Source organism: Xanthomonas arboricola, from assembly GCF_003353015.1.
Classification (GTDB): Bacteria; Pseudomonadota; Gammaproteobacteria; order Xanthomonadales; family Xanthomonadaceae; genus Xanthomonas; species Xanthomonas arboricola_E.
Map to the genome: position 1 here is coordinate 172,727 of NZ_QREM01000009.1, position 26,324 is coordinate 199,050.

Annotated in this window: 20 protein-coding genes; all 20 read left to right on the top strand. The window is 69.0% G+C overall.

The features are described from left to right. Nucleotides 1-3: 3 nt before the first annotated feature. The 20 genes from fliJ to C0541_RS11495 all read left to right on the top strand — a co-directional run bounded on the left by fliJ (nt 4) and on the right by C0541_RS11495 (nt 26,110). On the top strand, nt 4-459 hold the full coding sequence (fliJ, locus tag C0541_RS11400) for a flagellar export protein FliJ (RefSeq protein ID WP_115048447.1): 456 nt from the start codon (nt 4-6) through the stop codon (nt 457-459). Next, nucleotides 456-1,748 (top strand): flagellar hook-length control protein FliK, encoded by a 1,293-nt coding sequence (locus C0541_RS11405; RefSeq protein WP_115048449.1) that lies wholly within the window; start codon nt 456-458, stop codon nt 1,746-1,748. Before fliJ ends, C0541_RS11405 begins: the two co-directional genes overlap by 4 nt. Nucleotides 1,749-1,938: 190 nt before the next feature. Then, nucleotides 1,939-2,463 (top strand): flagellar basal body-associated FliL family protein, encoded by a 525-nt coding sequence (locus C0541_RS11410; protein WP_115048451.1) that lies wholly within the window; start codon nt 1,939-1,941, stop codon nt 2,461-2,463. 10 nt (nt 2,464-2,473) lie between these two features. Continuing rightward, on the top strand, nt 2,474-3,487 hold the full coding sequence (fliM, locus tag C0541_RS11415) for a flagellar motor switch protein FliM (RefSeq protein WP_115048453.1): 1,014 nt from the start codon (nt 2,474-2,476) through the stop codon (nt 3,485-3,487). Then, entirely contained in the window at nt 3,484-3,822 is a 339-nt protein-coding gene (fliN, locus tag C0541_RS11420; protein WP_115048455.1) for a flagellar motor switch protein FliN, read from the top strand. The genes fliM and fliN overlap by 4 nt, the downstream gene beginning before the upstream one ends. Next, on the top strand, nt 3,819-4,226 hold the full coding sequence (gene fliO / locus C0541_RS11425) for a flagellar biosynthetic protein FliO (RefSeq protein ID WP_115048457.1): 408 nt from the start codon (nt 3,819-3,821) through the stop codon (nt 4,224-4,226). Before fliN ends, fliO begins: the two co-directional genes overlap by 4 nt. 1 nt (nt 4,227) lies before the next feature. After that, a complete protein-coding gene (fliP, locus tag C0541_RS11430; protein WP_115048459.1) occupies nt 4,228-5,073 on the top strand; it encodes a flagellar type III secretion system pore protein FliP in 846 nt (281 codons plus the stop codon). Between the two features lie 492 nt (nt 5,074-5,565). Beyond that, nucleotides 5,566-5,835: a flagellar biosynthetic protein FliQ gene (locus C0541_RS11435; protein WP_005917968.1), complete on the top strand. Its 270-nt coding sequence runs from the start codon at nt 5,566-5,568 to the stop codon at nt 5,833-5,835. 13 nt (nt 5,836-5,848) lie between these two features. Next, a complete protein-coding gene (gene fliR, locus C0541_RS11440; RefSeq protein WP_115048461.1) occupies nt 5,849-6,640 on the top strand; it encodes a flagellar biosynthetic protein FliR in 792 nt (263 codons plus the stop codon). 119 nt (nt 6,641-6,759) lie between these two features. After that, nucleotides 6,760-9,711 carry a ligand-binding sensor domain-containing diguanylate cyclase gene (locus tag C0541_RS11445; protein ID WP_115048463.1) on the top strand — a complete coding sequence of 984 codons (2,952 nt, stop codon included), beginning with the start codon at nt 6,760-6,762 and terminating at the stop codon, nt 9,709-9,711. Between the two features lie 271 nt (nt 9,712-9,982). After that, nucleotides 9,983-12,904 carry a ligand-binding sensor domain-containing diguanylate cyclase gene (locus C0541_RS11450; protein WP_115048465.1) on the top strand — a complete coding sequence of 974 codons (2,922 nt, stop codon included), beginning with the start codon at nt 9,983-9,985 and terminating at the stop codon, nt 12,902-12,904. A 299-nt stretch (nt 12,905-13,203) separates the two neighbouring features. Beyond that, nucleotides 13,204-15,291 (top strand): putative bifunctional diguanylate cyclase/phosphodiesterase, encoded by a 2,088-nt coding sequence (locus C0541_RS11455; RefSeq protein WP_115048467.1) that lies wholly within the window; start codon nt 13,204-13,206, stop codon nt 15,289-15,291. Nucleotides 15,292-15,557: 266 nt separating this feature from the next. Further along, complete coding sequence (flhB, locus tag C0541_RS11460) at nt 15,558-16,688, top strand: flagellar biosynthesis protein FlhB (protein WP_115048468.1); 1,131 nt, start codon at nt 15,558-15,560, stop codon at nt 16,686-16,688. A gap of 17 nt (nt 16,689-16,705) precedes the next feature. Further along, nucleotides 16,706-18,778 carry a flagellar biosynthesis protein FlhA gene (gene flhA / locus C0541_RS11465; RefSeq protein WP_193725942.1) on the top strand — a complete coding sequence of 691 codons (2,073 nt, stop codon included), beginning with the start codon at nt 16,706-16,708 and terminating at the stop codon, nt 18,776-18,778. Nucleotides 18,779-20,092: 1,314 nt separating this feature from the next. After that, on the top strand, nt 20,093-21,769 hold the full coding sequence (flhF, locus tag C0541_RS11470) for a flagellar biosynthesis protein FlhF (RefSeq protein WP_115048472.1): 1,677 nt from the start codon (nt 20,093-20,095) through the stop codon (nt 21,767-21,769). Beyond that, the gene (locus tag C0541_RS11475; protein ID WP_161960018.1) at nt 21,756-22,640 is read left to right on the top strand and encodes a MinD/ParA family protein; all 885 of its coding nucleotides are present in this window, start codon (nt 21,756-21,758) and stop codon (nt 22,638-22,640) included. The genes flhF and C0541_RS11475 overlap by 14 nt, the downstream gene beginning before the upstream one ends. Then, the gene (locus tag C0541_RS11480) at nt 22,637-23,404 is read left to right on the top strand and encodes an RNA polymerase sigma factor FliA (protein WP_115048476.1); all 768 of its coding nucleotides are present in this window, start codon (nt 22,637-22,639) and stop codon (nt 23,402-23,404) included. The genes C0541_RS11475 and C0541_RS11480 overlap by 4 nt, the downstream gene beginning before the upstream one ends. Nucleotides 23,405-23,439: 35 nt before the next feature. Beyond that, nucleotides 23,440-23,832 carry a chemotaxis response regulator CheY gene (gene cheY, locus C0541_RS11485; protein WP_002813536.1) on the top strand — a complete coding sequence of 131 codons (393 nt, stop codon included), beginning with the start codon at nt 23,440-23,442 and terminating at the stop codon, nt 23,830-23,832. Beyond that, entirely contained in the window at nt 23,832-24,458 is a 627-nt protein-coding gene (locus tag C0541_RS11490; protein ID WP_016904946.1) for a protein phosphatase CheZ, read from the top strand. The genes cheY and C0541_RS11490 overlap by 1 nt, the downstream gene beginning before the upstream one ends. Before the next feature lie 2 nt (nt 24,459-24,460). Beyond that, nucleotides 24,461-26,110: a chemotaxis protein CheA gene (locus tag C0541_RS11495; RefSeq protein WP_115048477.1), complete on the top strand. Its 1,650-nt coding sequence runs from the start codon at nt 24,461-24,463 to the stop codon at nt 26,108-26,110. Nucleotides 26,111-26,324 lie beyond the last annotated feature (214 nt).

The following is a 26,324-nucleotide window of genomic DNA, read 5'->3' on the forward strand; positions in this document are numbered from 1 at the left end:
TCCATGATGCAATCCAAACGGATCGATCCGCTGCTGCGCCGCGCCCAGGAACAGGAAGACAAGGTGGCGCGCGACCTGGCCGAGCGCCAGCGCGCCCTGGACACCCACCAGTCGCGTCTGGAAGAGCTGCGCCGCTACGCCGAGGAGTACGCCAACAGCCACATGGCCGGCACCAGCGCCGCTGCGCTGAGCAACCGCCGCGCCTTCCTGGACCGCCTGGACAGCGCGGTGCTGCAGCAGGCGCAGACCGTGGAGAACAACCGCAACAAGGTGGAAGCCGAGCGCACCCGGCTGCTGCTGGCCAGCCGCGAGAAGCAGGTGCTGGAGCAACTGGCCGCCAGCTACCGCGCGCAGGAGAACAAGGTGATCGAGCGCCGCGACCAGCGTGAGATGGACGATCTCGGCGCGCGTCGTTCGCGCCTGACCCGCAGCGAAGACGCCCACGGAGAATCCGCATGAACCCCCTGTCCGCTTTTGCCGCCGGCCTCGGCGCCCTCGCCGGCACCGGCAGGAAATCCAGCTACAGCGATCCGGCGTCCGAGCCGGATGCCGGCCAGGACCCGTTCGCGCGCATGCTCAATCCGGCCAACACGCCGAACCAGGCCCCGCCGCAGGCGCCCGAGCGCGTGCCGGCCAGGCAGGCCGCGCCCAAGCCCAACCAGCCCGACAGGCAGCGCAGCGACGACGACCGCGGCGACGATGCGCCCGGCGATGCCACTGCACGCCCGCGCGCGCAGGACGGCGATGCCAAGGCCCCCACGTCCGGTTCCGCCAGGGAACCGGCTGCCGCCGACGCCGGCAGCGCCGCCGGCACCCCCAAGACCGGCAAGGGCAGCAGGACCGCCACCAACGGCGACGACGCGCCGGCCGATGCAGCCGGTGCAGCCGACACTCGCTGGCCACCGCCGGGCCTGGGTGGCTTCGGCATGGGCCTGCTGACGCAGGCGCTGCCCGGTGGCGATGTCCTGGCGGCCGCGGCGGCGGCACTGGCGGCCGGCGTGAGCGCTGCTGCCGGCACCACGCCGAGCGCAGCCGCGCTGCCGACCGACGCGAGCGCAGCCGGCGCGGCCGCAACCGCCGGCACCGCCCTGCCCGCGTTGGGCGCGCTGGCACCGGCTGCCGCCGCCGGCGCCAAGCCCACGTCCGTCACTGCCTTGAGCGGCGAGGCCCAGACAGCCGCGCTGATGAGCATGGCCGCCAGGGCGCTGGAACCGTCCACCGATGACAGCCCTGCCCCGGCAGCGCCGGACGCCCCGGCGTTCGTGCTGCCGACCACCACCGCGGCCGCGCTCGGCCGCCTGCAGGATCCGGCGCCGGTGTTCAGTGCCTCGCCCACCCCGACCCCGGAGATGGGCAGCGACAGCTTCGACGATGCCATCGGCGCACGCATGAGCTGGCTGGCCGACCAGAAGATCGGCCATGCCCATATCAAGGTGACCCCGAACGAGATGGGCCCGGTCGAGGTGCGGCTGCACCTGGACGGCGACAAGGTCACTGCCAGCTTCAGCTCCGCCAACGCCGACGTGCGCCAGGCGCTGGAGCAGAGCCTGCCGCGCCTGCGCGAGATGCTTGGCCAGAACGGCTTCCAGCTCGGCCAGGCCGATGTCGGCCAGCAACAGCAGGGCCAGTCCGGCAACCGCAATGGCGGCGGCAGCGATGGCAATGGCCTCAGCCTGGACGACAGCCCACCCGTCGGAATTCCGTCGGTGGTGTTACGCCAGCGTGGATTGCTGGACGCCTACGCCTGAGCCGGCGCACCGGGCACGCCCCGGCGCCGCCAAAACCCGGGTGCCGGCGATCTCCGGCACCGCCCTTCGACCCTCGCAGCGCAAGGCCTGCGGGGGTTTTTGCATCTGCCATGCCTGCGCGCCGGGAAACCGTCGCCGGATTGGCATGCCAATTGCATCCACCGGGTGAGCATTCCCCCTGGAGCAGACTGTGGCAGCCGCGGAAAAACCCAAGAAGACCGAAGACAAAGACGACAAGGGCGAAAAGAAGAAGGGCGGCAAGAAACTTCTGCTGATCGCCGTCGGCGTCGTGGTGCTGGCGGCTGCCGGTGGCGGCGCCTGGTTCTTTCTCGGCCACAAGGGCGACGAGAAGGGCGGCAAGCACGACGCCCCCAAGGTTGCCGAAGTGCCAAAGCCGGCACAGTACTTCCCGATGGACCCGGCGATCGTGGTCAACCTGGCCGACCCCGGCGACGGCCCGCAGTACCTGCAGGTCGAAGTGCAGCTGGTCACCCGCGACCCGGAAGACCTCAAGTTGATCACCGAAAACGCCCCGGCCATCCGTGCGCACCTGCTGATGCTGCTGTCGCAGGTCAAGGCCACCGATGTGGCCGACCTGGTCGGCAAGCAGAAGCTGCAGAAGGCGGCGCTGGCCGAAGCGCAGAAGGTCATGACCGGCGAGACCGGCAAGAAGTGCGTCGAAGAACTGCTGTTCACCAGTTTCGTCACCCAGTAAGGCCTGCCCCATGAGCGTCAGCGATCTGCTTTCCCAGGACGAAATCGATGCCTTGCTGCACGGCGTGGATTCGGGTGCGGTCAACACCGAGCCGGAGCCGCTGCCCGGCGAGGCGCGCCAGTACGACCTGTCCAGCCAGGACCGCATCATCCGCGGCCGCATGCCGACCCTGGAGATGGTCAACGAGCGCTTCGCGCGGCTGTGGCGCATCGGCCTGTTCAACCTGATCCGGCGCTCGGCCGACCTGTCGGTGCGCGGCATCGACCTGGTCAAGTTCAACGAGTACATGCACTCGCTGTATGTGCCGACCAACCTCAACCTGATCCGCTTCAAGCCGCTGCGCGGCACCGGCCTGATCGTGTTCGAACCCACGCTGGTATTCACCGTGGTGGACAACTTCTTCGGCGGCGACGGCCGGTACCACACCCGTATCGAAGGCCGCGAATTCACCGCCACCGAGATGCGCGTGGTGCAGCTGATGCTCAAGCAGACCTTCGCCGACCTGAAGGAAGCCTGGGCGCCGGTGATGGACGTGGACTTCGAGTACATCAACTCGGAGATCAACCCGCACTTCGCCAACATCGTCACCCCGCGCGAGTACGTGGTGGTGTGCCGCTTCCATGTCGAACTGGAAGGCGGCGGCGGCGAGATCCACATCACCCTGCCGTATTCGATGCTGGAGCCGATCCGCGAACTGCTCGATGCAGGCATCCAGAGCGACCGCAACGACCGCGACGACTCCTGGAACGTGATGCTGCGCGAGCAGCTGGACACCGCCGAGGTGACCCTGTCCAGCGTGCTGGCCAGCAAGCGCATGAGCCTGCGCCAGCTCACCGGCCTGAAGGTCGGCGACATCCTGCCGATCGACCTGCCCGCACAGGTGCCGCTGTGCGTGGAAGAGATCCCGTTGTTCACCGGCGAATTCGGCGTTTCCAATGGCAACAACGCCGTCAAGATCACCGCGATACGCCCGCCTGGCGTGCAAGCCCCACGCGCCGTTCCCTCCCAGGATTCCAGCAAATGATCAACTCCGACATCCTCGACGCCGCGCCTGCCACCTTCGACAGCCTGCAGGCCGAGCACGACCAGAACGCCTCCGACCTCAACCTGGACGTCATCCTGGACGTGCCGGTGACGCTGTCGCTGGAAGTGGGCCGCGCGCGTATACCGATCCGCAACCTGCTGCAGCTCAACCAGGGCTCGGTGGTGGAGCTGGAGCGCGGCGCCGGCGAACCGCTGGACGTGTACGTCAACGGCACCCTGATCGCGCATGGCGAAGTCGTCGTCATCAACGACCGCTTCGGCATCCGCCTGACCGATGTGGTCAGCCCCAGCGAGCGGATCCGGAGGCTGCGGTGATCGGCCTGCTGGCCACCGCCGCGCCGGTCGCGGCCAAGGCCACCCAGGTCGGCGCGCAGGCGCCAGCCTCGCCCAGCCTGTTTGGCGCGGTGTTTGCATTGCTGCTGGTGCTGGCGCTGATCGTCGGCCTGGGCTGGTTGCTCAAGCGCATGCCCGGCAGCGGTTTCCGCAGTACCGAGGGCCTGCGCGTGGTGACCAGTCTGGCGGTGGGTGCCAAGGAGCGTGTGGTGGTGGTGGAGGTGAACGGCCAGCAGTTGCTGCTGGGCGTCACCGCCGGCGGCATCACCACCCTGCACACCCTGTCCGAACCGCTGCCGTCCGCGCCCGCTCCCACCCTGCCCGATTTCAGGCAACTTCCCAATTTCGCCCAGCTGCTGGCACAGAAGCTGCGCAAGGATCCGTGACATGTTGAGTCGTTGGAATCGCTGGGGGCGCAGCCTGCGCCTGGTGCTGATCCTGCTGGTGATGAGCTGCCCGCTGCTGGCTGCCGCCACGCCTGCCGCATTGCCGGCCATGGCCCAGGCCGCCGCTCCCGCCGCAACGCCGGCGGCCGCCCCGGCCGGCGCCAGGCAGCTGCCGTCGTTGCCGAACGTGAGCGTCGGCCGCATCGGCGACCAGCCGGTGAGCCTGCCGCTGCAGACCTTGCTGCTGATGACGGCAATCACCCTGCTGCCGTCGATGCTGCTGGTGCTGACCGCCTTCACCCGCATCACCATCGTGCTGGGCCTGCTGCGCCAGGCGCTGGGTACCGGCCAGACCCCGTCCAACCAGGTGCTGCTGGGGCTGTCGATGTTCCTGACCGCGCTGGTGATGATGCCGGTGTGGCAGAAGATGTGGGGCGCCGGGCTGTCGCCGTACCTCAACAACCAGATCGATTTCCAGACCGCCTGGACGCTGACCACCCAGCCGCTGCGCGCCTTCATGCTGGCGCAGATCCGCGAGACCGACCTGATGACCTTCGCCGGCATGGCCGGCGACGGCAAGTACGCCGGCCCGGACGCGGTGCCGTTCCCGGTGCTGGTGGCCTCGTTCGTGACCAGCGAGTTGAAGACCGCGTTCGAGATCGGCTTTCTGATCTTCATTCCGTTCGTGATCATCGATCTGGTGGTCGCCAGCGTGCTGATGTCGATGGGCATGATGATGCTGTCGCCGATGCTGATCTCGGCACCGTTCAAGATCCTGCTGTTCGTCCTGGTGGACGGCTGGGTGCTGGTGGTCGGCACGCTGGCGGCGAGCTTCAACGCGTCGTAGCGGCGCGGTTGCACATGCGTGGCCTGCCGGCGACCCGGCCTGCCGCTCCAAGACGAGGTGCCCGGGCCGGGCAGCAAACGCCGACGCTGCCGCAGAGCAAACGGCAACCGCACCAGCCAGTGCGGCCAATGGCAGCCGAAGCCAGCAGCCGAGCAACGAACCAGCGGAGCCACACAACACGCGTGGCTTCGCCGCGTACCCTCACCCCAACCCCTCTCCCGCTGGAGAGGGGCTAGTTTCTGCAGACCGCACGTTCGCCAGATCACACACCGCTGCACCAGCTCCAATCTCATTCCCGATTCCCGATTCCCGATTCACGAATCCCATNCGTACCCTCACCCCAACCCCTCTCCCGCTGGAGAGGGGCTAGTTTCTGCAGACCGCACGTTCGCCAGATCACACACCGCTGCACCAGCTCCAATCTCATTCCCGATTCCCGATTCCCGATTCCCGAATCCCATCCCCTGGCACCCCACTTGCATTCCCACACCCATGAGCCCTGAAATCGCCCTGACCGAATTGCGTGGTGGCCTGGTCACCGTCCTGTGGATTGCCGGACCGATGTTGCTGGCGGTGCTGGTCGTCGGTGTCGTGATCGGTGTGGTGCAGGCCGCCACCCAGTTGAACGAACCGACCATCGCCTTCGTGGCCAAGGCGGTCGCGCTGACGGCCACCTTGTTCGCCACCGGCAGCATGCTGCTGGGGCATCTGGTGGAGTTCACCATCGCGCTGTTCCAGCGCATACCGCATCTGATCGGCTAGCGGAGCGCAGCGGATGGATGCCGCCACCCAGATGGTGATCGACGGCCAGCGCGCGTTTGCGATGGTCGGGGCGATCATGTGGACGATGCTGCGCACCGGTGCGTTGCTGACCGCGATGCCGTTGATCGGCACGCGCGCGGTGCCGGGGCGGGTCCGGGTGATGCTGGCCGGGACCTTGTCGATGGTGCTGGCGCCGCTGCTGCCGCCGGTGCCGGACTGGGACGGCTTCACCGCGCAGGCGGTGCTCAGCGTCGCGCGCGAACTGGCGGTGGGTGCCAGCATGGGCTTCATGCTCAAGCTGATCTTCGAGGCCGGCGCGCTGGCCGGCGAGCTGGTGTCGCAGGCCACCGGCCTGTCGTTCGCACAGATGTCCGACCCGCTGCGCGGCGTGACCTCCGGGGTGATCGCGCAGTGGTTCTATCTCGGCTTCGGGCTGCTGTTCTTTGCGGCCAACGGCCATCTTGCGGTGATCGCGCTGCTGGTGGACAGCTACAAGGCCTTGCCGATCGGCACCGCGATTCCCGACGCCGCCGCCTTCGCCGAGGTGGCACCGACGCTGTTCCTGCAGATCCTGCGCGGCGGGCTCACCCTGGCATTGCCGATGATGGTGGCGATGCTGGCGGTCAACCTGGCCTTCGGTGCGCTGGCCAAGGCCGCGCCGGCCTTGAACCCGATGCAGCTGGGCCTGCCGCTGACGGTGTTGCTGGGGCTGTTCCTGCTGTCCAGTTTCGCCAGCGAGTTCGCCCCGCCGGTGCAGCGCCTGTTCGATACCGCCTTCGACGCCGCCAGGGAACTGACCGCCTAGCGGACACATCCGTAACCGTGAACTGCCTCAAGTTTTTGCCCGGCCAGCCGTCAACGCCACTGGACGATTGATACCGCCAATCGTCATCACTCCCCCCTCGCCCACGCTCGCGGGAAACGATGCCCAACGTGTCTGCGCTGTTGACTAGGATTGCGTCACGAGGCGGCCACTGGTCGGCCAGGGCCTGCCTTTGGCTTGCCGGGCTGGTGATGTGCAGCCACGCCCAGGCGCAGACCTACAGCTTCCGCGACTACGCCCAGGCCGATGGCCTGCAGGGCATGACCGTCAACAGCCTGCTGGAAGATCGCCAGGGCGTGGTCTGGGTGGGCACCGAGCTGGGCCTGCACCGCTTCGAGCGCGAGAGTTTCATCCCGGTCGGCCAGGAAAGCGGCCTGGATGCGCGCTATATCCGCGCACTGGCGCTGGATGCGGCAGGACGGCTGTGGGTGGCCAGTGCCAACGGCGTGTTCGTACGCGACGGCGGCACGTTCGTGCAGCTGCTGTACGACGGCCAGCCGATCCGCGCCGACAGCGGCAACGTGCTGGCCACCTACGCCGACGGCATGGTGGTGGTCAGCGAGAACGCCTTGCTGCGCCTGTCGCCGGAACCCAGGGGCGGCTGGTCGGTGCGCCCACTGCCGTTGCAGCTGGCCGATGGCACCCGCCTGCCGGTGGGCAAGGCGCTGCTGGCCGATGGCGCGGCGCTGTGGGCCAGCTGCGGGCAGCACATCTGCCGGATCGACCGGAACGGCCGCACCGCGCTGCTCGGCCACGCCGACGGTGTGCCGGAGCGGCAGTGGCGGGCGATCTTTCGCGACCACCAGGACACGCTATGGCTACGCGGCGGCGGGCTGGTGCTGTCGCGGGCGCCCGGCCAGCGCGTGTTCCGCAGTCATCCGGCGCCGGCGGGCACCAGCTTCGACACGCTCTCGGCGGCCACTACCCTGTCGGAAGACGCGCAGGGCCGCCTGCTGACGCGCTCCGATCGTGGCCTGGTGCGCTGGGAAGGCGATCGCTGGCGCTACTTCGGCCACAACCAGGGGCTGCCGATCAGCCCGATGGTCGGCCCGCTGATGATGCAGCGCACCGGCCAGCTGTGGATCGGCACCCGCGGCCTGGGAGTACAGCGCTGGCTGGGCTACGGCAACATCGAGCACTGGGACGAAAGCCAGGGCCTGGCGGAAGCGCCGACCTGGGTGATCCAGCGCCTGCCCAGCGGGGAACTGCTGGTCGGCAGCGATGCCGGCTCCAACGTGCTGGATCCACGCAGCGGGCGCATGCAGCCGTGGACGCTGGAGGACGGGCGGCCGCTGCTGCAGTCGATCTCCATGGCGCTCTCGCCCATCGATGGCGCGGCCTGGGTGGCGCGCTCCTCCGGCGCACTGGCGCGGCGCGATGCGCGCACCGGCAGGACCGTGGACGTGCTGCAGCTGGGCCTGCCGGTCAACAAGCTGCTGTTCGACGCCGCCGGCACCTTGTGGATCACCACCCCGCGCGGCCTGTATCGCATGCCACCGGGTGCGCCGCACCAGGCCAGCCGCGATCCGGGCGTGCCGGCCGCCTTCGTGGGCGACGTCGATCTCGACCAGCAGGGCCGGCTCTGGGCCAGTACCCGCGAGGGCCTGTACAACCGGCGGGCGGACGGCAGCTGGCAACGCGTGCAGGTGCGTGGCGCGCTGCCCAGCCAGGATTTCTTCCTGATCGATTTTGCGCCCGATGGCGAACTGTGGATCTCGCTGCGCGATACCGGGCTGTGGCACGGCCGCCTGCAGGCCGATGGCGTGCTGGCGCTGACCGCGGTCGACGATCCGCTGGTGGCACGGGTGATGCCGTTCATCCTGCGCCACGACCGCAAGGGCCGGCTGTGGCTGGGCAGCAGCCAGGGCCTGGACCTGCTGGAAAACGGCCGCTGGTCGCGGGCCACGCGCACCGAGGGCCTGCTGTGGGACGACATGTCGGCCAATGCGTTCTTCGAGGACGTCGATGGCAGCATCTGGCTCGGCAGCAGCCGCGGCGCCACCCATCTGCTCGATCCGTTGCGCGTGTTCGCCGCACCGCCATTGCGCGTGGACATCCTGCGGGTGCGGCGTGGCAACCAGACGATCACGCCGGGGGCGCAGCTGGATTGGTCGCAGGTGCCGCTGGATGTGGACATCAGCGCACCCGGCGCCGAAGGTGGCCCGGACCGCATCAGCTTCCGCTACCGGGTGGAGGGTCACCAGGCGCGCTGGACCCAGACCTCGCTCAGTCATCTCACCTATCCCCTGCTGCCGCCCGGCACCTACACGCTGGAAGTCCAGGCGCTGGATGCCTACCAGCGCAGCGCCAGCCCGGTGGCACGCTTGCGTTTCGTGCTGCGCCCGCCGTGGTGGCGCGGCGCCCCGGCAGTGGCCGGCTACGTGCTGCTGAGCATTGCGGCGGTGATCGCGCTGCTGCGCTGGCGCACGCGCAAGCTGCTGCGACGCAAGCGCGAGCTGGAGCAGCTGGTGGCCGAACGCACCGCCGAGCTGGAACAGGACAAGCGCGAGCTGGAGGCGGCACGCGCCGAACTCGCGCTCAAGGCCACCCACGACGAACTGACCGGGCTGCTCAATCGCGCCGGCATCCTGCACGCACTGCGCGGCATGCTGGCGCGTGCCGACACCAGCGCGCGGCCGCTGGCGGTGGTGCTGATCGACCTGGACCACTTCAAGCTGGTCAACGATCAGCACGGCCATCTGGCCGGGGACGCCGTGCTGGCCGAGGTCGGCCGGCGCCTGGATACGCTGATGCGCGGGGACGACCGCATCGGCCGCTATGGTGGCGAAGAATTGCTGGCGTTGCTGCCGGGGCTCGGCGCCGAGGCCAGCCACCGCCTGCAGGCACTGCACCGCGGGATCTGCGGCGACTACCCGATCGATGGCGGCGTGTTGCCGGTGACCTGCTCGGTCGGCGTGGCCTGGTTCCAGCCGGGCGAAACCCTGGAGCAGCTGCTGGCGCGCGCCGACGCGGCGCTCTATCGCGCCAAGCGCAGTGGACGCAACCGCATCGATTACGACCATGTGCGCTGGGACGCGGCGGCCAGCGGCTGAGCCTGCGTCCGGACGCAGCAGCAGCAGCAGCGCCGGCGCCGATGCCGCGAATGGCCTGCCGGGCCGGCGCGGCTCGAAAAACCCGCCACGTCATGGCCGTGCACGCTGCGCAATCACGCCGCCGTGTCTGCCCAGGCATTAAAGAATCACGCATGCGCAGCCGCTAGACGGTTGACTGCGGCCGACGATAGCGGCCGCCCATGGCAAGCGTAAGACCCCCGCGCGCGGAGCGCGGACCATACGTGCCGATGCGTGGGAGAGTGCAACGCTCGTGGGGTTTCAGTACTGCCAATGCAGGTCCTCAGGCCGGCGTGCACCGTTGCTGGCGGTGCTGCTGCTGGCCGTGCTGTCGTTGGCCGATGCTGCAGGCGCGCAGAGCGCGAGCATTCGCCGCTATGCCCACGACCAGGGCCTGCTCGGGCTTGCCGGCACCTGCCTGCTGCAGACCCGCGCCACGCTGCTGTGGGTGTGCACCGAAAGCGGCCTGTATCGCTACAACGGGCGCAGCTTTCGGCAGGTCGTGCTGGATGGGCTGCGCAACGAACCGATCACCTCGATGAGCGAAGCCGCCGACGGGCGGCTGTGGGTGGCCGGCTTCCAGGCCCTGTTTGTCGGCGACGAGCACGGCTTTCGCAAGCTGGCCCCCGATGAGGCCGAACACCTGCAGGAAGGCATGCAGCTGGCCAGTCCCTCCTGGGGCACGGTGCTGGCCAATGGCGGCATGCTGGAGCGCTTGAGCGCACGCGGCAATGGCCGCTGGCACAGCGAACCGCTGCTGGACACCGCCACCCGGGCGCGCGTGCCCGAACTGTCCAAGGTGCTGAGCCTGTCGGTGGAAGGCGACACCCTGTGGGCCGGCTGTGCCAGGCGGCTGTGCGCGATCGATGCGCAGCGCAAGGTGCAGGTCTACGGGCCGGACCAGGGCGTACCGGAGGATCGCTGGTACAGCGTGTTGCGCGATCACGACGGCGCACTGTGGGTGCGCGGCACCGGCACCCTGCTGTACCGCGCGCCGGGCGCAAGCAGGTTCAGTGTGCGGCCGCTGCCGTTGCTCGATGGCAGCACCGTCGGGCGCCAGGCGCCGTTGGTGCTGGACCGCGAAGGGCGCGTGCTGGTGCGGCGCAACGACGGGCTGGCGCGCTGGGAAAACGGCCGCTGGCGCAGTTTCGGCGTCGCCAACGGGCTGCCGCCCGGCAGCAGCGATGCGATCGTGGTGGACCGCGATGGCGATGTCTGGATGACCGTCGATGGCGAAGGCCTGGTGCGCTGGGCCGGCTACGAGTGGATCGAGAACTGGGACGCCTCGCAGGGCATGCCGGCCGCCCCCACCTGGTCGATCGCCCGCGACGCGCAGGGGGCGCTGCTGGTCGGCAATGAACACGGGGCCGGCCGCCAGGCCGATCCGGGCGGGCGCTTCGTTCCGGCCTTGCCGGCCTCCGGAATCCAGATCGTGGGCATGCAACGCAGTGCCGACGGCAGCCTGTGGACGCTCAATTCGGCCGGTTTCCTGCACCGCAACTGGCCCGATGGCCGCAGTACCCAGGTCGCCAAGCTGCCGCGCACCGCGCGCCGCCTGCTGATCGACCGGCAGGGGCGGATGTGGATGCTCAGTGCGGGCGGTCTGTTCGTGATCCGGCAGCCGCTGGAGGGCGGCACGATGGAAGCGGTCGCCGGGATGCCCGCGATCGCCTTTACCGACATCCAGCAGACTGCCGATGGCACGCTGTGGGTGTCCACCGCCAACGGCCTGTTCCGCCTGCAGGGCGCGCGCTGGTCCAAGGTCCAGGTGCGGGTCAATGGCGGTGCGGCCGAGCCGTGGATCAGCAATTTCCACATCAGCGATGGTGGCGAGGTGTGGCTGGCGTTCTACCGGCCCGGTGTCTGGCACGGCATGCTGCTGGGCGACCGGCTGGACCTGCAGGCGATCAGCGACGATGCGCTGCGCGATGTCGGTGTCTACCTGATGCACGGTGACAGCTTCGGCCGGATCTGGGTGGGCCATGCGCGTGGCGTGGAGATCTACGACGGCGAACGGTGGGCGCATCTGTCGCAGTCGCAGGGCTTGCTGTGGGACGACATTTCCGAAGCCGCCTTCGCCAAGGACCCGGATGGGTCGGTATGGATCGGCACCTCGCGCGGGGTGAGCCATCTGCTGGATCCGGCGCGGCTGTTCGACGCGCGCCCGCCCAGCGTGCGTATCGACAGCGTCAGCCGTGGCGGCGTACCGGTACAGCACGGCCAATTGCTGGGCTGGAGCGACAAGCCGCTGCATATCGAGCTGTCCACCATGGAGGTGTACGACGACCCGAGCCGCCTGACCGTGCGCTACCGCGTGCGCGGCCTGCACGACGCATGGATCCAGGGCGACAGCCTGTCGATCGACCAACCGCCGCTGCCCTCCGGGCATTTCCGCCTGCAGGTACAGGTGCTGGACCGCTACCGCCGCACGGCCTCGCCGATCGCCGAGCTGGCATTTGCCGTGGCCCCGCTGTGGTGGCGCAGCCCGCCGGCGATCGCCTTGTATGTGCTGATCGGCAGCGCGCTGCTGGCCGGCCTGTGGCGCTGGCGACACCGCCATCTGGTGGCGCGCGAGCGCATGCTGGCCGAACTGGTGGCCGAGCGCACCTACCAGCTGGAACACGAAAAGCGCCATCTGGAAAGCGCGCGTGCGGCGCTGGCACTGAAGGCCAGCCACGATGCCCTGACCGGCCTGCTCAACCGCTCCGGCGTGCTCGACGCCATGGCCGAGCAACTGCAGGCCTGCGCGCACGGCGGGCATCCGCTGGCGGTGGTGCTGATCGATCTGGACCACTTCAAGCTGGTCAACGACGAACACGGGCATCTGGTCGGCGATGCGGTACTGGCCAAGGTCGGCGCCCGCCTGGCCGCCTGCCTGCGCGACTCGGACAAGGTGGGCCGCTACGGCGGCGAAGAACTGCTGCTGTTGCTGCCGGGCATGTCGCGGCATGGCCAGCAGCGGTTGCGCGCCATCCACGACAAGCTCAGCCTGGCACCGTACGAGGTCGGCACCGCGCGGCCGCTGCCGGTGACCTGTTCGGTCGGCGTGGCCTGGTTCCGCAGCGGCGACACCGCCGCCACGTTGCTGGCGCGTGCCGACGAAGCGCTTTACCGCGCCAAGCGGCACGGCCGCAATCGCATCGAACCGGAAGAGCCCGAATCGTCGGTGGCATGAGTCCGCACGGCCACCGGTCGGGCACCGTCATCGCGATCACCGAGCGGAGCTGCGATGCACGCGCCCATGCACGCGGCGGCAGCGACACGCATGCCGATCACCGCGCCGCAGCAGTGCTCCCGCCGCCTCGCACGCAGCCATCCCGGCCCCGCCCCATCGGCGCATCGCGGCTGCCCGCACCGCGCCGGCCAGCCCGGCGGCGATCGATCGCCGCCGGCTGCCCGCAGGCGCTCAAGAAAAGACGCTTGAGGTCGCTGTAAGCTTGGGCAAGCGCGTCCTTCGACGCTGGAAGCGGATGGGTGGTCGGAACCTATAACCCTGGCATGGTGATGCTGTCGCTGGTGGTGGCCATGCTGGCCTCCTACACCGCACTGCATCTGGCCGCACGTGTGACTGCCAGTCGTGGCGGCACGGCCGTGGCCTGGCTGTTGGGCGGCGCGGTGGCGATGGGGGTCGGCATCTGGTCGATGCACTTCATCGGCATGCTGGCGTTCCGCCTGCCGATTCCGCTGGGCTACGACCTGGCGTTGACGAGCTGTTCGATGCTGGCGGCGATCCTGGCCTCGGCCCTGGCGCTGTGGCTGACCTCGCGTACGGATCTGCCATGGCCGCGGCTGGTCATGGGCGCGGTACTGATGGGGATGGGCATTGCGCTGATGCACTACATGGGCATGGGTGCGCTGCGCATGTTCCCGGCCATCAGCTACGACCCGTTGCTGTTCGGGCTGTCCATCGCGATCGCCATCGGCGCTTCGGCGGCGGCGTTGTGGATCGCCTTCCGGCTGCGCCACGACGGCCGCCGCTACAGCCTGCGGTTGATCGCGGCGGCGATCATGGGCGTGGCGATCGTGGGCATGCACTACACCGGCATGGCGGCGGCGCAGTTCGCGCCCGGCAGCATCTGCGGCGCGTCCGCCGACGCGCATCTGCCGCTGCCCTGGCTGGCCGCAGTGGTGGTCCTGGTCACGCTGGCGCTGTTGGCGCTGGCACTGGTGATCTCGGTGCTGTCGCGGCGGTTCCAGCAGCGCACCGATGTGCTCTCCGAATCGTTGGCGCAGGCCAATGCCGAGCTGGTGCTGGCCGCCCTGCACGACCCGCTCACCCGCCTGCCCAACCGCGTGCTGCTGCACGAACACGTGCTGCAGAGCATCGACCGCGGCCAGCGCGACGGGCAGCGCTTTGCGGTGATGCTGGTCAACCTGGATGGCTTCAAGGCGATCAACGACGGCTACGGTCACCAGTTCGGCGACCAGTTGCTGGTGGCGGTAGCCGAGCGCATGCGCGCGCACCGGCGCACCCACGACAGCCTGGCGCGGCTGGGCGCCGACGAGTTCGTGCTGGTGTCGGCCATTGCCGACCCCGAGGATGCCGCCGCGATCGCCACGCACCTGCTGCAGGCGCTGGCGCTGCCGTTTCTGGTCGGCGACCAGGAATTGCGCCTCAGCAGCAGCGTCGGCATTGCGCTGTATCCCGAGGATGCCGGCAGCGAGCATCAGTTGATGATCCATGCCGATGCGGCGATGGGCCACGCCAAGCAGGCCGGCCGCAACCGTTACAGCTTTTTCGAGCGCTCGATGACCGGTACCACCCGCGAGCGCCTGCAGCTGCTGCAGGATCTGCCGCGTGCGCTGGAACTGGGCCAGTTCGTGCTGCATTACCAGCCCAAGTACTGTGCCGAGGACGGCCGTCCGGTCGGCGCCGAGGCGCTGATCCGCTGGCAGCATCCCGAGCGCGGCCTGGTGCCGCCGGACAGCTTCATCCCGCTGGCCGAGCGCAGCGGCATGATCGGCCCGCTCGGCAGCTGGGTGCTGCAGCAGGCCTGCCGGCAGATGCGCGACTGGCGCGAGGCCGGACAGGGGCACTGGCGGGTGGCAGTCAACCTGTCGGCCACGCAACTGGCCTCGCCCAGCCTGCTGGACGAGGTGGCTACCACCCTGGCCGATTACGCGATCCCGCCGGCCCAGCTCACCCTGGAAATCACCGAGAGCATGGCCATGCGCGACGCCGAGGCCTGCCTGCGCACGCTCGCCCAGCTCAATGCGCTGGGCGTGCGCATCGCCATCGACGACTTCGGCACCGGCTATTCCAACCTGATGTACCTGCGCAGGCTGCCCGCGCACGAACTCAAGATCGACCGCAGCTTCGTGCAGGCCCTGGACAACGGCCCGGAAGACATCGCCATCGTCGCCGCGGTGGTGGCGCTGGCCCACACCATGCGCCTGCAGGTGGTGGCCGAAGGGGTGGAGACCATCGCCCAGCGCAACACGCTCGAACGGCTGGGCTGCGACCAGCTGCAGGGCTACCTGCTGGGTCGGCCGCTGGACGCCGAGCGCTTCATCGCGCGGGTGGTCGCCCAACGCGACGGCCCACGCGCCCTGGCCAGCTGAGTCACTACCCGCATCAAGACGCCCGCCGCCCCGGCATCTGGCGGGCAACTCCGGCGCGCCCGCGAACCGGCAATAGGTCTGGACGCGGTCGAGCACGTCCCGGGCCGGCGCGCTGCCCTGCCCGCTCACACCGCAGCCACGATGCGCCGGCGGCTCCACACGATCACCGCTCTCCGACTCCCGATTCCTGACTCCTGACTCCTGACTCCCGGTCCAACTGGAACGCAGCTTGCATGGAACCAGGCTGATCCCCCACCGGCACCTCCATGTCCGAGTCCGAAGACGGCGGCGAACGCACCGAGCTTCCCACCGAAAAACGCCTGCGCGAAGCCCGCGAGCAGGGCAACGTCCCGCAATCGCGCGAGTTGTCCACCGCCGCGGTGTTCGGTGCCGGCGTGTTCGCGCTGATGGCCCTGGCCCGCGGCATCGGCGATGGCGCCAGCGTGTGGATGAAGACCGCGCTCAGCCCGGACCCGAAGATGCGGGAAAACCCGATGGCGCTGTTCGGCCATTTCGGCGACCTGCTGCTGCAACTGCTGTGGGTGATGCTGCCACTGATCGGCGTCTGCCTGCTGGCCGGCCTGGCCGGCCCGTTGCTGATGAGCGGGCTGCGTTTTTCCGGCAAGGCGATCATGCCCGACCTCAACAAGCTCAACCCGGCCAACGGGATCAAGCGCATGTGGGGCAGCAACAGCCTGGCCGAGCTGGTCAAGTCGGTACTGCGGCTGCTGTTCGTCGGCCTGGCCGCCAGCCTGTGCATCTCCAAGGGCCTGCACGGCCTGCGCTCGCTGGTGAACCAGCCGCTGGAACAGGCCGTGGGCAACGGCCTGGACTTCACCAAGAGCCTGCTGTTCTACACCGCCGGCGCGCTGGTGCTGCTGGCCGCCATCGACGCGCCGTACCAGAAGTGGAACTGGCTGCGGAAGCTCAAGATGACCCGCGAAGAGATCAAGCGCGAGATGAAGGAGAGCGAGGGCAGCCCGGAGGTCAAGGGCCGCATCCGCCAGATGCAGATGCAGATGTCGCAACGCCAGATGATGGAGGCGGTGCCCAAGGCCGACGTGGTGCTGATGAATCCGACCCACTACGCGGTGGCGCTCAAGTACGAAGGCGGCAAGATGCGTGCCCCGATCGTGGTGGCCAAGGGCGTGGACGAAATGGCCTTCCGCATCCGCGAAGCCTGCGAGCAGCACCGGGTGGCGATCGTCACCGCCCCGCCTTTGGCACGCGCCTTGTATAGGGAAGCACAAATCGGCAAGGAAATTCCCGTGAGACTCTATTCGGTCGTGGCCCAGGTGCTGTCCTACGTCTACCAGCTGCGTGGCTGGAACGGCGGCCCGATGCCGGAACTGCCGTCGCTGGACGTGGATGAATTCGGCAAGGGAGCCAGCGCATGAGCGCCCAACCCGCCCCGATGAACGCCCGGCGCATCATGGAGTTGCTGCGCAACGGCCTGGGCGCGCCGCTGGCGCTGATGGCCATGCTGGCCATGCTGATGGTGCCGCTGGCCGCGCCGGTGCTGGATGCCCTGTTCACCTTCAACATCGCCATCTCGCTGATGGTGCTGCTGGCGGTGGTGTACGTGCAGCGCCCGCTGGAATTCACCATTTTCCCGATCGTGCTGTTGATGACCACGATGCTGCGGCTGGCGCTGAACGTCGCCTCCAGCCGCGTGATCCTGATCAACGGCCAGGACGGCCATGCCGCGGCAGGCAAGGTGATCGAGGCGTTCGGCCAGTTCGTCATCGGCGGCAACTACGCCGTCGGTATCGTGGTGTTCGCGATCCTGACCATCATCAACTTCGTGGTCATCACCAAGGGTGCCGGGCGCGTGTCGGAAGTAACCGCGCGCTTCATCCTGGACGCCATGCCCGGCAAGCAGATGGCCATCGACGCCGACCTCAACGCCGGTTTGCTGACGCGCGAGGAAGCCAAGGCCCGCCGCGAGGAAGTGCGCGAGGAGGCCGACTTCTACGGCGCGATGGACGGTGCCAACAAGTTCATCCGCGGCGACGCCATCGCCGCCATCCTGATCCTGTTCATCAACCTCATCGGCGGCATGGCGGTGGGCATGTTCCAGCACGGCATGAGCTTTGTGGATGCCGCCTCCACCTACACCCTGCTGTCGATCGGCGACGGCCTGGTGGCGCAGCTGCCGGCGCTGCTGGTGTCGTCCTCGGTCGCCCTGCTGGTGACCCGCGCCTCGCGCGCGCAGGACATGCGCGGGGCCATGATCAGCCAGGTGTTCGGCCAGCACCGCGCCCTCGCGGTGGCCGCGGCCATCCTGGGCCTGGTCGGCCTGGTGCCCGGCATGCCCAACGTCGCGTTTTTGACGCTGGGCCTGATCCTGGGCGTGATCGCCTGGAAAATGTACAAGCGCAGCCTGGTCATCCCGCCGACCGGCGACCCGGCCACCGACCCCAAGGCCGCCGCTGCGGCCAGCGCCGCCCAGGCCAGCTCCGAACTGAGCTGGGACGAGCTGCGCCCGATCGACCCGCTGGGCCTGGAAGTGGGCTACCGGCTGATTCCGCTGGTGGACAAGCACCAGGGTGGCGAACTGATGGCGCGCATCAAGGGCGTGCGCCGCAAGCTCACCCAGGACATCGGCTTCCTGGTGCCGCCGGTGCATATCCGCGACAACCTGGAGCTGTCGGCCAACGCCTATCGGCTGCTGGTGCATGGCGTGCCGGTGGCCACCGCGGAAATCTATCCCGACCGCGAACTGGCACTGGACCCGGGCGGTGCGCTCGGCCAGCTGGACGGCATCCCCGGCAAGGACCCGGCGTTCGGCCTGGATGCCACCTGGATCCAGCCGCATCAACGCGCCTATGCCGAATCGATGGGCTATACGGTGGTCGACCCGGCCACCGTGGTCGCCACCCATCTGTCCCACCTGATCCGCGAACACGCCCCGGAACTGCTCGGCCACGAGGAAGTGCAGCAGCTGCTGGCGACCCTGGCCAAGACCGCGCCGAAGATGGTCGAGGACCTCACCCCCAAGGCGCTGCCGCTGTCGGTGGTGGTGCGCGTGCTGCAGAACCTGCTGATCGAGCGCATCCCGGTGCGCCAGCTGCGCAAGATCGTCGAAGCGCTGGTCGAACACGCCCCGCACAGCCAGGACCCGACCACGCTCACCGCCGCGGTACGCACCTCGCTGGGCCGCTTCATCGTGCAGGAGATCGCCGGCATGTCGGCCGAGCTGCCGGTCTACACGCTGGCCCCGCAGCTGGAGCGCGTGCTGCAGGAATCCACCCACGGCAACGGCGTGGCGCTGGAACCCGGCCTGGCCGAGCGCCTGCACCAGAGCCTGGCCGACTGCGTCGGCAAGCAGGAGGCCCGCAACGAACCGGCGGTGGTGCTGGTCCCCGGCCAGGTCCGCGCCGCGCTGGCCCGCCTGGTCCGCCACAGCGTGCCGAGCCTGTCGGTGCTGGCCTATAGCGAAGTACCCGAAGACAAGCGCCTGAAGCTGGTCGGCACGATCAGCTGAGGCGTAGGAGCGCACCCGGGCGCGACCGGGCTTTCCCAGGACAGCCCCATCGCGCCCACGTGCGCTCCTACGGATCGCCGGGGCCGTGCGTGGCCGTTATGTCTCCACCACGCCGACCGGCGACATCCGCAGACCAGCGATCGACCACCANCCATCTCGTAGGAGCGCACCCGGGCGCGACCGGGCTGTCCCGGGAACGCCCCATCGCGCCCAGGTGCGCTCCTACGACACGCCGCACCGCCCCTGTAGGAGCGCCCTTGGGCGCGACAGGCTTTCCCGAGACGGCCCATCGCGCCCAAGGGCGCTCCTACGGAATCGTCGGGGTCCTGTCTGGCCGTTATGTCTCCACCACGCCGACCGGCGACATCCGCAGACCAGCGATCGACCACCATCTCGTAGGAGCGCACCCGGGCGCGACCGGGCTGTCCCGGAAACGCCCCATCGCGCCCAGGTGCGCTCCTACGGGATCGTCGGGACCCTGCCTGGCCGTTATGTCTCCAACACGCCGACCGGCGACACCCGCAGACCAGCGATCGACCACCATCTCGTAGGAGCGCACCCGGGCGCGACCGGGCTGTCCCGGGAACGCCCCATCGCGCCCAGGTGCGCTCCTACGACACGCCGCGCCGCCCCTGTAGGAGCGCCCTCGGGCGCGACAGGCTTTACCGAGACGNGGCGCGACCGGGCTGCCCCGGGAACGCCCCATCGCGCCCAGGTGCGCTCCTACGACACGCCGCGCCGCCCCTGTAGGAGCGCCCTCGGGCGCGACAGGCTTTACCGAGACGCCCCATCGCGCCCAAGGGCGCTCCTACGGGGTCGTCAGGGGCCTGTCTTCACCACGCCGCCAGCAATGCCTGCAGACCGGCGACCGACCGCCGTAACCGGCGTCGGAAATCCGCCACCGGGCCAGACCTCCAATCGATTGCATGCCGCCGGCCATGTTCGGGCGTTCCGGGCCCTGCAGGGCCGGCGTCCGTCGCGCCAGCGCGTCCGCCCGCACGGGTCACGCCAATGCACTGCATGCGCGGAAAAAGATCAATCAATCCAATGCCTTGATGCCATTGAACCGGACCGGCCGCGCAGCTCCCCCCGCGCCCCGACCCACTGCAACCGCGCGCCGGAACACCGGCACCGCGTTTTGGCACGCCGCGTGCATTAGCTCTGGCGAGACCGCAGCCAGCTCCACCGCTGCGGGGCGGGAGCAGGACTTGGAACAACCGAACGGGACAGGCAACTCATGACGCTGGCAACACACCCACATTCATCGCGCACCCGTCCGGCGTCCGGCAGGTCCCGTTCCTGGAGGCAACTGGCATGAAAATCAAACGCTTCGTTGCCCCGGACATGCGCACCGCATTCCGCATGGTGCGTGAAGAACACGGCCCGGACGCAGTGATCCTGTCCAATCGCCGCACCGCCGAAGGTGTCGAGATCGTCGCTGCCAGCAACTACGACGAGGAACTGGTGCAGCGCGCCCTGGAAACCGCGCGCTCCGAGACGCCGGCCGTTGCCGCCGCGCCGCTGCCGTCGGCACCGCCGCAGCAGACCGCGGCCCCGCAGGCAGCGGCCGCACCGGTCCACGCACCGCGCACGCCGGCCGCCGATGCCGGCACCAGCCAGCGCCAGCGCGTTGCCAGCGCCGCCGAGGACATGATCGCCGCGATGGCGCTGCGCCAGCCGGTCAATGTGCCGCGCCAGCCGCCGGTCGCCGCACCGGTGCGTAGCGCCGCCGTCCCCTCGCCGGCCGCCCAGGCCCTGGCCCGCGCCGTCGCCGTCTCCGCCGCGCCGCGCCAGGAACACGCGCTGTCGGCGGTGCCGGAACAGCTGTTCGCCGACCTGCTGACCACCGCTCCGGTGCAGCGCGCCGCCGAGCAGGTCGCCCCGCTGCAGGCGCCGACCCCGATCATGGCCGCCGCCCCTGCGCAGGCCGGCTACGACCAGGACGAAGACGCGCTGGCCGACGACGCCGACTTTGATCTGGACGCGCTGCCGCAGATCCTGCCGCCGGCCGCGCTGCCGCCGCTGGTAGTCGCCCCGCCGGCGCTGGCCGCGGTGCCGGTCGCCGCCGCCCCGGCGCCGCAGAACGACGAGGAACTCAAGCAGTTGCGCGGCGAGCTGGCGCTGATGCGGCAGATGATCGAGCGCGAAATGAACCGCCTCACCGACGAGCGCCTGCGCGGCTCGCCGGTGCGTGCGCAGGCCCTGGAGCTGATGGACGACTACGGCTTCGATGCCGGCCTGATCCGCGATGTCGCCCTGCAGATTCCGGCCGACACCGAATTGCACCGCGGCCGCGGGCTGATGCTGGGCCTGCTGTCCAAGCGCCTGCCGGTGGCCCCGGTCGACCCGCTGGAACGTGGTGGCGTCATCGCCCTGGTCGGCCCGACCGGTGCCGGCAAGACCACCACCATCGCCAAGCTGGCGCAGCGCTTCGCCGCCCAGCACGCTCCGCGCGACGTGGCCCTGGTCACCACCGACACCCTGCGCGTGGGCGGCCGCGAACAGCTGCACAGCTACGGCCGCCAGCTCGGCATCGCCGTGCACGAGGCCGACAGCGCCGAGAGCCTGCTCGAGGTGCTGGAGCGCCTGCGCGACTACAAGCTGGTGCTGATCGACACCGCCGGCATGGGCCAGCGCGACCGCGCCCTGGCCGCGCAGCTGAACTGGCTGCGCGCCGCCCAGCAGGTCACCTCGCTGCTGGTGCTGCCCGCCAACTCCCATTTCGCCGACCTCGACGAGGTCGTGCGCCGCTTCGCCCATGCCAAGCCCCAGGGCGTGGTGCTGACCAAACTCGACGAGACCGGACGCTTCGGCAGCGCCCTGTCGGTGGTCGTCGATCACCAGATGCCGATCACCTGGGTCACCGACGGACAGCGCGTCCCCGATGACCTGCACCGTGCCAATGCCGCCAGTCTCGTTCTTCGCCTTGAAGATTTGCGGCGCGCTGCCGATAAGCCCTGTACTCCGGAGCACAACCATGCAGTCGCGTGAATACGCAAAGCTGACCAACGCCTTCCCCCTGTCGGCGACCCGTCCCGAGCCCCTGGGCCCGGTGCGCACCATTGCCGTGACCGGTGGCAAGGGCGGCGTGGGGAAAACCAACATCTCCGCCAACCTGGCCGTGGCCCTTGCCGACATGGGCAAGCGCACCCTGCTGCTGGATGCCGACCTGGGCCTGGCCAACCTGGACGTGGTACTGGGGCTGTCGCCCAAGTACACCCTGGCCGACCTGATCGCCGGCCGCTGCACGCTGGACGAGGTGATCATCGAAGGCCCCGGCGGCGTGCTGGTGGTGCCGGCCGCCTCCGGTCGCCGCCACATGGCCGAACTGGCACCGGCCCAGCACATCGGCCTGGTCAACGTGTTCTCCGAACTGGAACGCGACCTGGACGTGATGGTCATCGACACCGCCGCCGGCATCACCGACAGCGTGCTGACCTTCTGCCAGGCCGCCCAGGACACCGTGGTGGTGGTCTGCGACGAGCCGGCCTCGATCACCGACGCCTATGCGCTGATCAAGGTGCTCTCGCGCGAACGCGGCGTGGACCGCCTGCAGATCATCGCCAACATGGTGCGCGACCCCAACGAAGGCCGCCTGCTGTACGACAAGCTCTCGCGCGTCTGCGAGAAGTTCCTCGGCGACGTGTCGCTGAACTACCTCGGCCACGTGCCGCAGGACGACTGGCTGCGCCTGTCGGTGCAGCGCCAGCAACCGGTCATCAAGGCCTACCCCGCCAGTCCGTCGGCCCAGGCCATCGCAGAAATCGCTCGCCGTACCTCGCGCTGGCAGGCCCCCACGGCGCCGCGCGGCAATGTCGAGTTCTTCGTCGAACGCATCATCCAACGGGGAGTGGCCGCATGAGCACCGCTACCGCAACCGCGGCCACCGCGCAGTACCGTGCCGTGCAGCGCAACAACGCCAACGACATCGTCACCCAGCACGCCGACCTGGTGCGCCGCATCGCCCACCACCTGGCCGCGCGCCTGCCGGCGAGCGTGGAAGTGGACGACCTGATCCAGGCCGGCATGATCGGCCTGATCGAAGCCTCGCGCAGTTACGATTCCGAGCAGGGCGCCTCGTTCGAAACCTATGCCTCGATCCGCATCCGCGGCTCGATGATCGACGAGATCCGGCGTGGCGACTGGGTACCGCGCTCGGTGCACCGCCGCGCACGCGACGCCGCCGCGGCGGTGCGCAAGATCGAGCAGCACACCGGCCGCGCCGCCGCCGCCACCGAGGTGGCCGCGGCGATGGAGATGCCGCTGCCCGACTACCTGCGTCTGATGGAAGATGCCGCCCGCGGCCAGGTGCTGAGCCTGGAGTCGCGGATCGAGGATCATGGCGAACTGGACACCACCGCCAAGGGTGGCCCCAATCCACAGCAGATGATGGAGCGTGGCGAATTCGGCCGCGAGCTGGGCAAGGCCATCGGCCAGTTGCCCGAGCGCGAGCAGCTGGTGCTGTCGCTGTACTACGAACAGGAATTGAACCTGAAGGAAATCGGCGCCGTGCTCGGTGTCAGCGAATCGCGCGTCTGCCAGATCCACGGCCAGGCGGTGGTGCGTCTGCGCGGCCGCCTCAAGGTCTTCGAACTGGCCGATGCCGGTGTCGAAATTGACGAATGATTTTTTCGCGTATTTTTTAGTGTTAGGAGCTTGATGTGAACAAGAACATGCGGATCCTGATCGTGGACGACTTCTCGACGATGCGACGTATCGTCAAGAATCTGTTGGGCGATCTTGGCTTCACCAATACCGCAGAGGCCGAAGACGGCAACAGCGCATTGGCGGCGTTGCGGGCCGGCCCGTTCGATTTCGTGGTCACCGACTGGAACATGCCCGGCATGACCGGCATCGACCTGCTGCGCAACATCCGCGCCGACGCCAAGCTCAAGCACCTGCCGGTGATGATGGTGACCGCCGAGGCCAAGCGCGAGCAGATCATCGAAGCGGCGCAGTGCGGCGTGAACGGCTACATCATCAAGCCGTTCACCGCGCAGACGCTGGAAGAGAAGCTGGGCAAGGTGTTCGAACGTCTGGCGGCGACCGCCTGATGAACGCCACCGTGGAAGCCGATGCCGAACGTGCCGCCTTGATCGAGCGCCTGCAACACGCACTCGATGCACTGGAAAGCGGTGACCAGGTCGCCTGGCGGCGCGAGGTGGACCACCTCGCCGCGCTGCGCACGCGTCCGATGATGCAGAGCCTGAGCCGGCTCGCGCGCGAACTCGGGCAGGCGCTGGGCGAGTTGCCCACCGTGCCCGAGGAAGCCGGCGAACTGGACGATGCCTGCTCGCGCCTGGACCACGTGGTGGAGATGACCGAGAAGGCCAGCCATCGCACGCTGGACCTGGTCGAGGAATGCCGCGAGCTGGCCAACCAGCTGCGCGACGGTGGCCTGAACCAGGACCAGGGCGCGCTGATGGACAAGATGCGCCATAACCTGACCGAGCTGTCGCTGGCGCAGAGCTACCAGGACCTGAGCGGCCAGATCATCCGGCGCGTGGCCGGGATCGTGCGGCGCGTGCACGAGGGCTTCGGTGCGCTCGGCCTGCCGCCGAAGAATCCCGAGCCGAAGAAAGACGACGGCGGTCTTGCCGGTCCTGCAGTCAAGGGCCTGGACCGTCACGCGGTGTCGCAGGACGACGCCGACGACCTGCTGTCCGGATTGGGGCTGTAACCATGAGTGCTGTTCCAGACGATATTGCTGCCGATTTCATTGTCGAAGCCCAGGAGATCCTGGATCGCCTTGGCGAACAGCTGGTGTCGCTGGAACAGGCACCGGACGAAGCGGACCAGCTCAACGCGGTGTTCCGCGGCTTCCACACGCTCAAGGGCGGCGCCGGCTTCCTGGCGATCAAGCCCATGGTCGAGCTCTGCCACGCCGCCGAGGAAACCCTCGGCATGGCGCGCTCCGGCCAGGCGGTGTTGCAGGCGCACCACTTCGATGCCGCGCAGCAGTCGCTGGATTATCTGCAGGCCATGCTGGACGCGATGGGCTCGGGCGAAACCGTGCCGCATGCCCCGGCCACGCTGATCGCGCAGTTCGATGCCAAGAGCGGCCCGCCGGCGGTCCAGGCCACGCCCAAGGCCGCCGCCGCGCCTGCGCACGATGATGGACATGGCGCCGCCGCGGCTGGCGCCAAGGCCGCACCGAAGGCAGCGGCCAAGGGCGCCGACGCCGAGCAGACCGTGCGCGTGGACACCAAGCGCCTGGATGCCATCGTCAACCTGATCGGCGAACTGGTGCTGTCGCGCAACCGTCTCAAGACCCTGCGTACCCGCCTGCGCGACGAAGAACTCGACCGCGCGGTCAGCACGCTGGACATCGCCACCGCGCGCCTGCAGACCGCGGTCATGCGCACCCGCATGCAGCCGGTGAGCAAGGTGTTCGCGCGCTTCCCCAAGGTGGCCCGCGACGTTGCGCGCACCTTGTCCAAGGAAGTGGAGCTGGAACTGATCGGCGCCGAAACGGAACTGGACCGTAATCTGGTCGAAGCCCTGGCCGACCCGCTGGTGCACCTGGTGCGCAACGCGATCGACCACGGCATCGAATCGCCGGCCCTGCGCGAGGCCACCGGCAAGCCGCGCAGCGGCCATGTGCGCCTGTCCGCGCAGCAGGAAGGCGACTACGTCAGCATCGAGATCCAGGACGACGGCGCCGGCATCGACCCCGAGCGCCTGCGCGAAATCGCCCGCAACAAGGGCCTGATCGACGCCGAAGCCGCTGCCCGCCTGAGCACCGACGAGTGCCTGCATCTGATCTTCATGCCGGGCTTCTCGACCAAGGCCGAGGTGACCGACATCTCCGGCCGTGGCGTGGGCATGGACGTGGTGCAATCGCGCATCCGCGAACTCAGCGGGCAGATCCAGATCCAGTCCGAACTGGGCCGCGGCAGCCGCTTCATGATCCGCGTGCCGCTGACCCTGGCGATCCTGCCGACCCTGCTGGTGCAAGCCGGCGAAGCGGTCTACGCCTTGCCGCTGGCCCGCGTGGTCGAAGTGCTGCACGCCCCGCAGACCTCGCTGGGCTGGTTCGACGGCCGCGCCGTGCTGGACCGCCGCTCGCACACCCTGCCCCTGATCGACCTGCGCCGTTGGCTCGGCGTGCCGGCCGAACAGCCGCCGCTACTGACCGTGGTGCTGCTGCAGGCCGGCGAAACCCGCTTCGGCCTGGTGGTGGACCAGGTGCGCGGCCGCGAGGAAGTGGTGATCAAGCCCCTGCCCCGCGCCCTGCGCGGCCTGCCCGGCTACGCCGGCGCCACCCTGATCGGCGACGGCCGCATGGCGCTGATCCTGGATGTGGATGGATTGCGTTCCAGCGATCATTGAGGTTGGGGATTCGGGATTGGGATTCGGGATTGGGGGAATAGGGAATCGGGAATCGGGAGTCCTCAAGACGATCCTGGCTGCCTGATCTAACGACAACGGCCGCGTACTGCGGCCGTTGTCGTTTCACTACCAGCATCGCTGCCGATCTATGCCGTTACGCGCGCAGGCATGGGCGCGATGGTCTGGCGACGGTCAGGCTGCCGTGGAAGTGAAC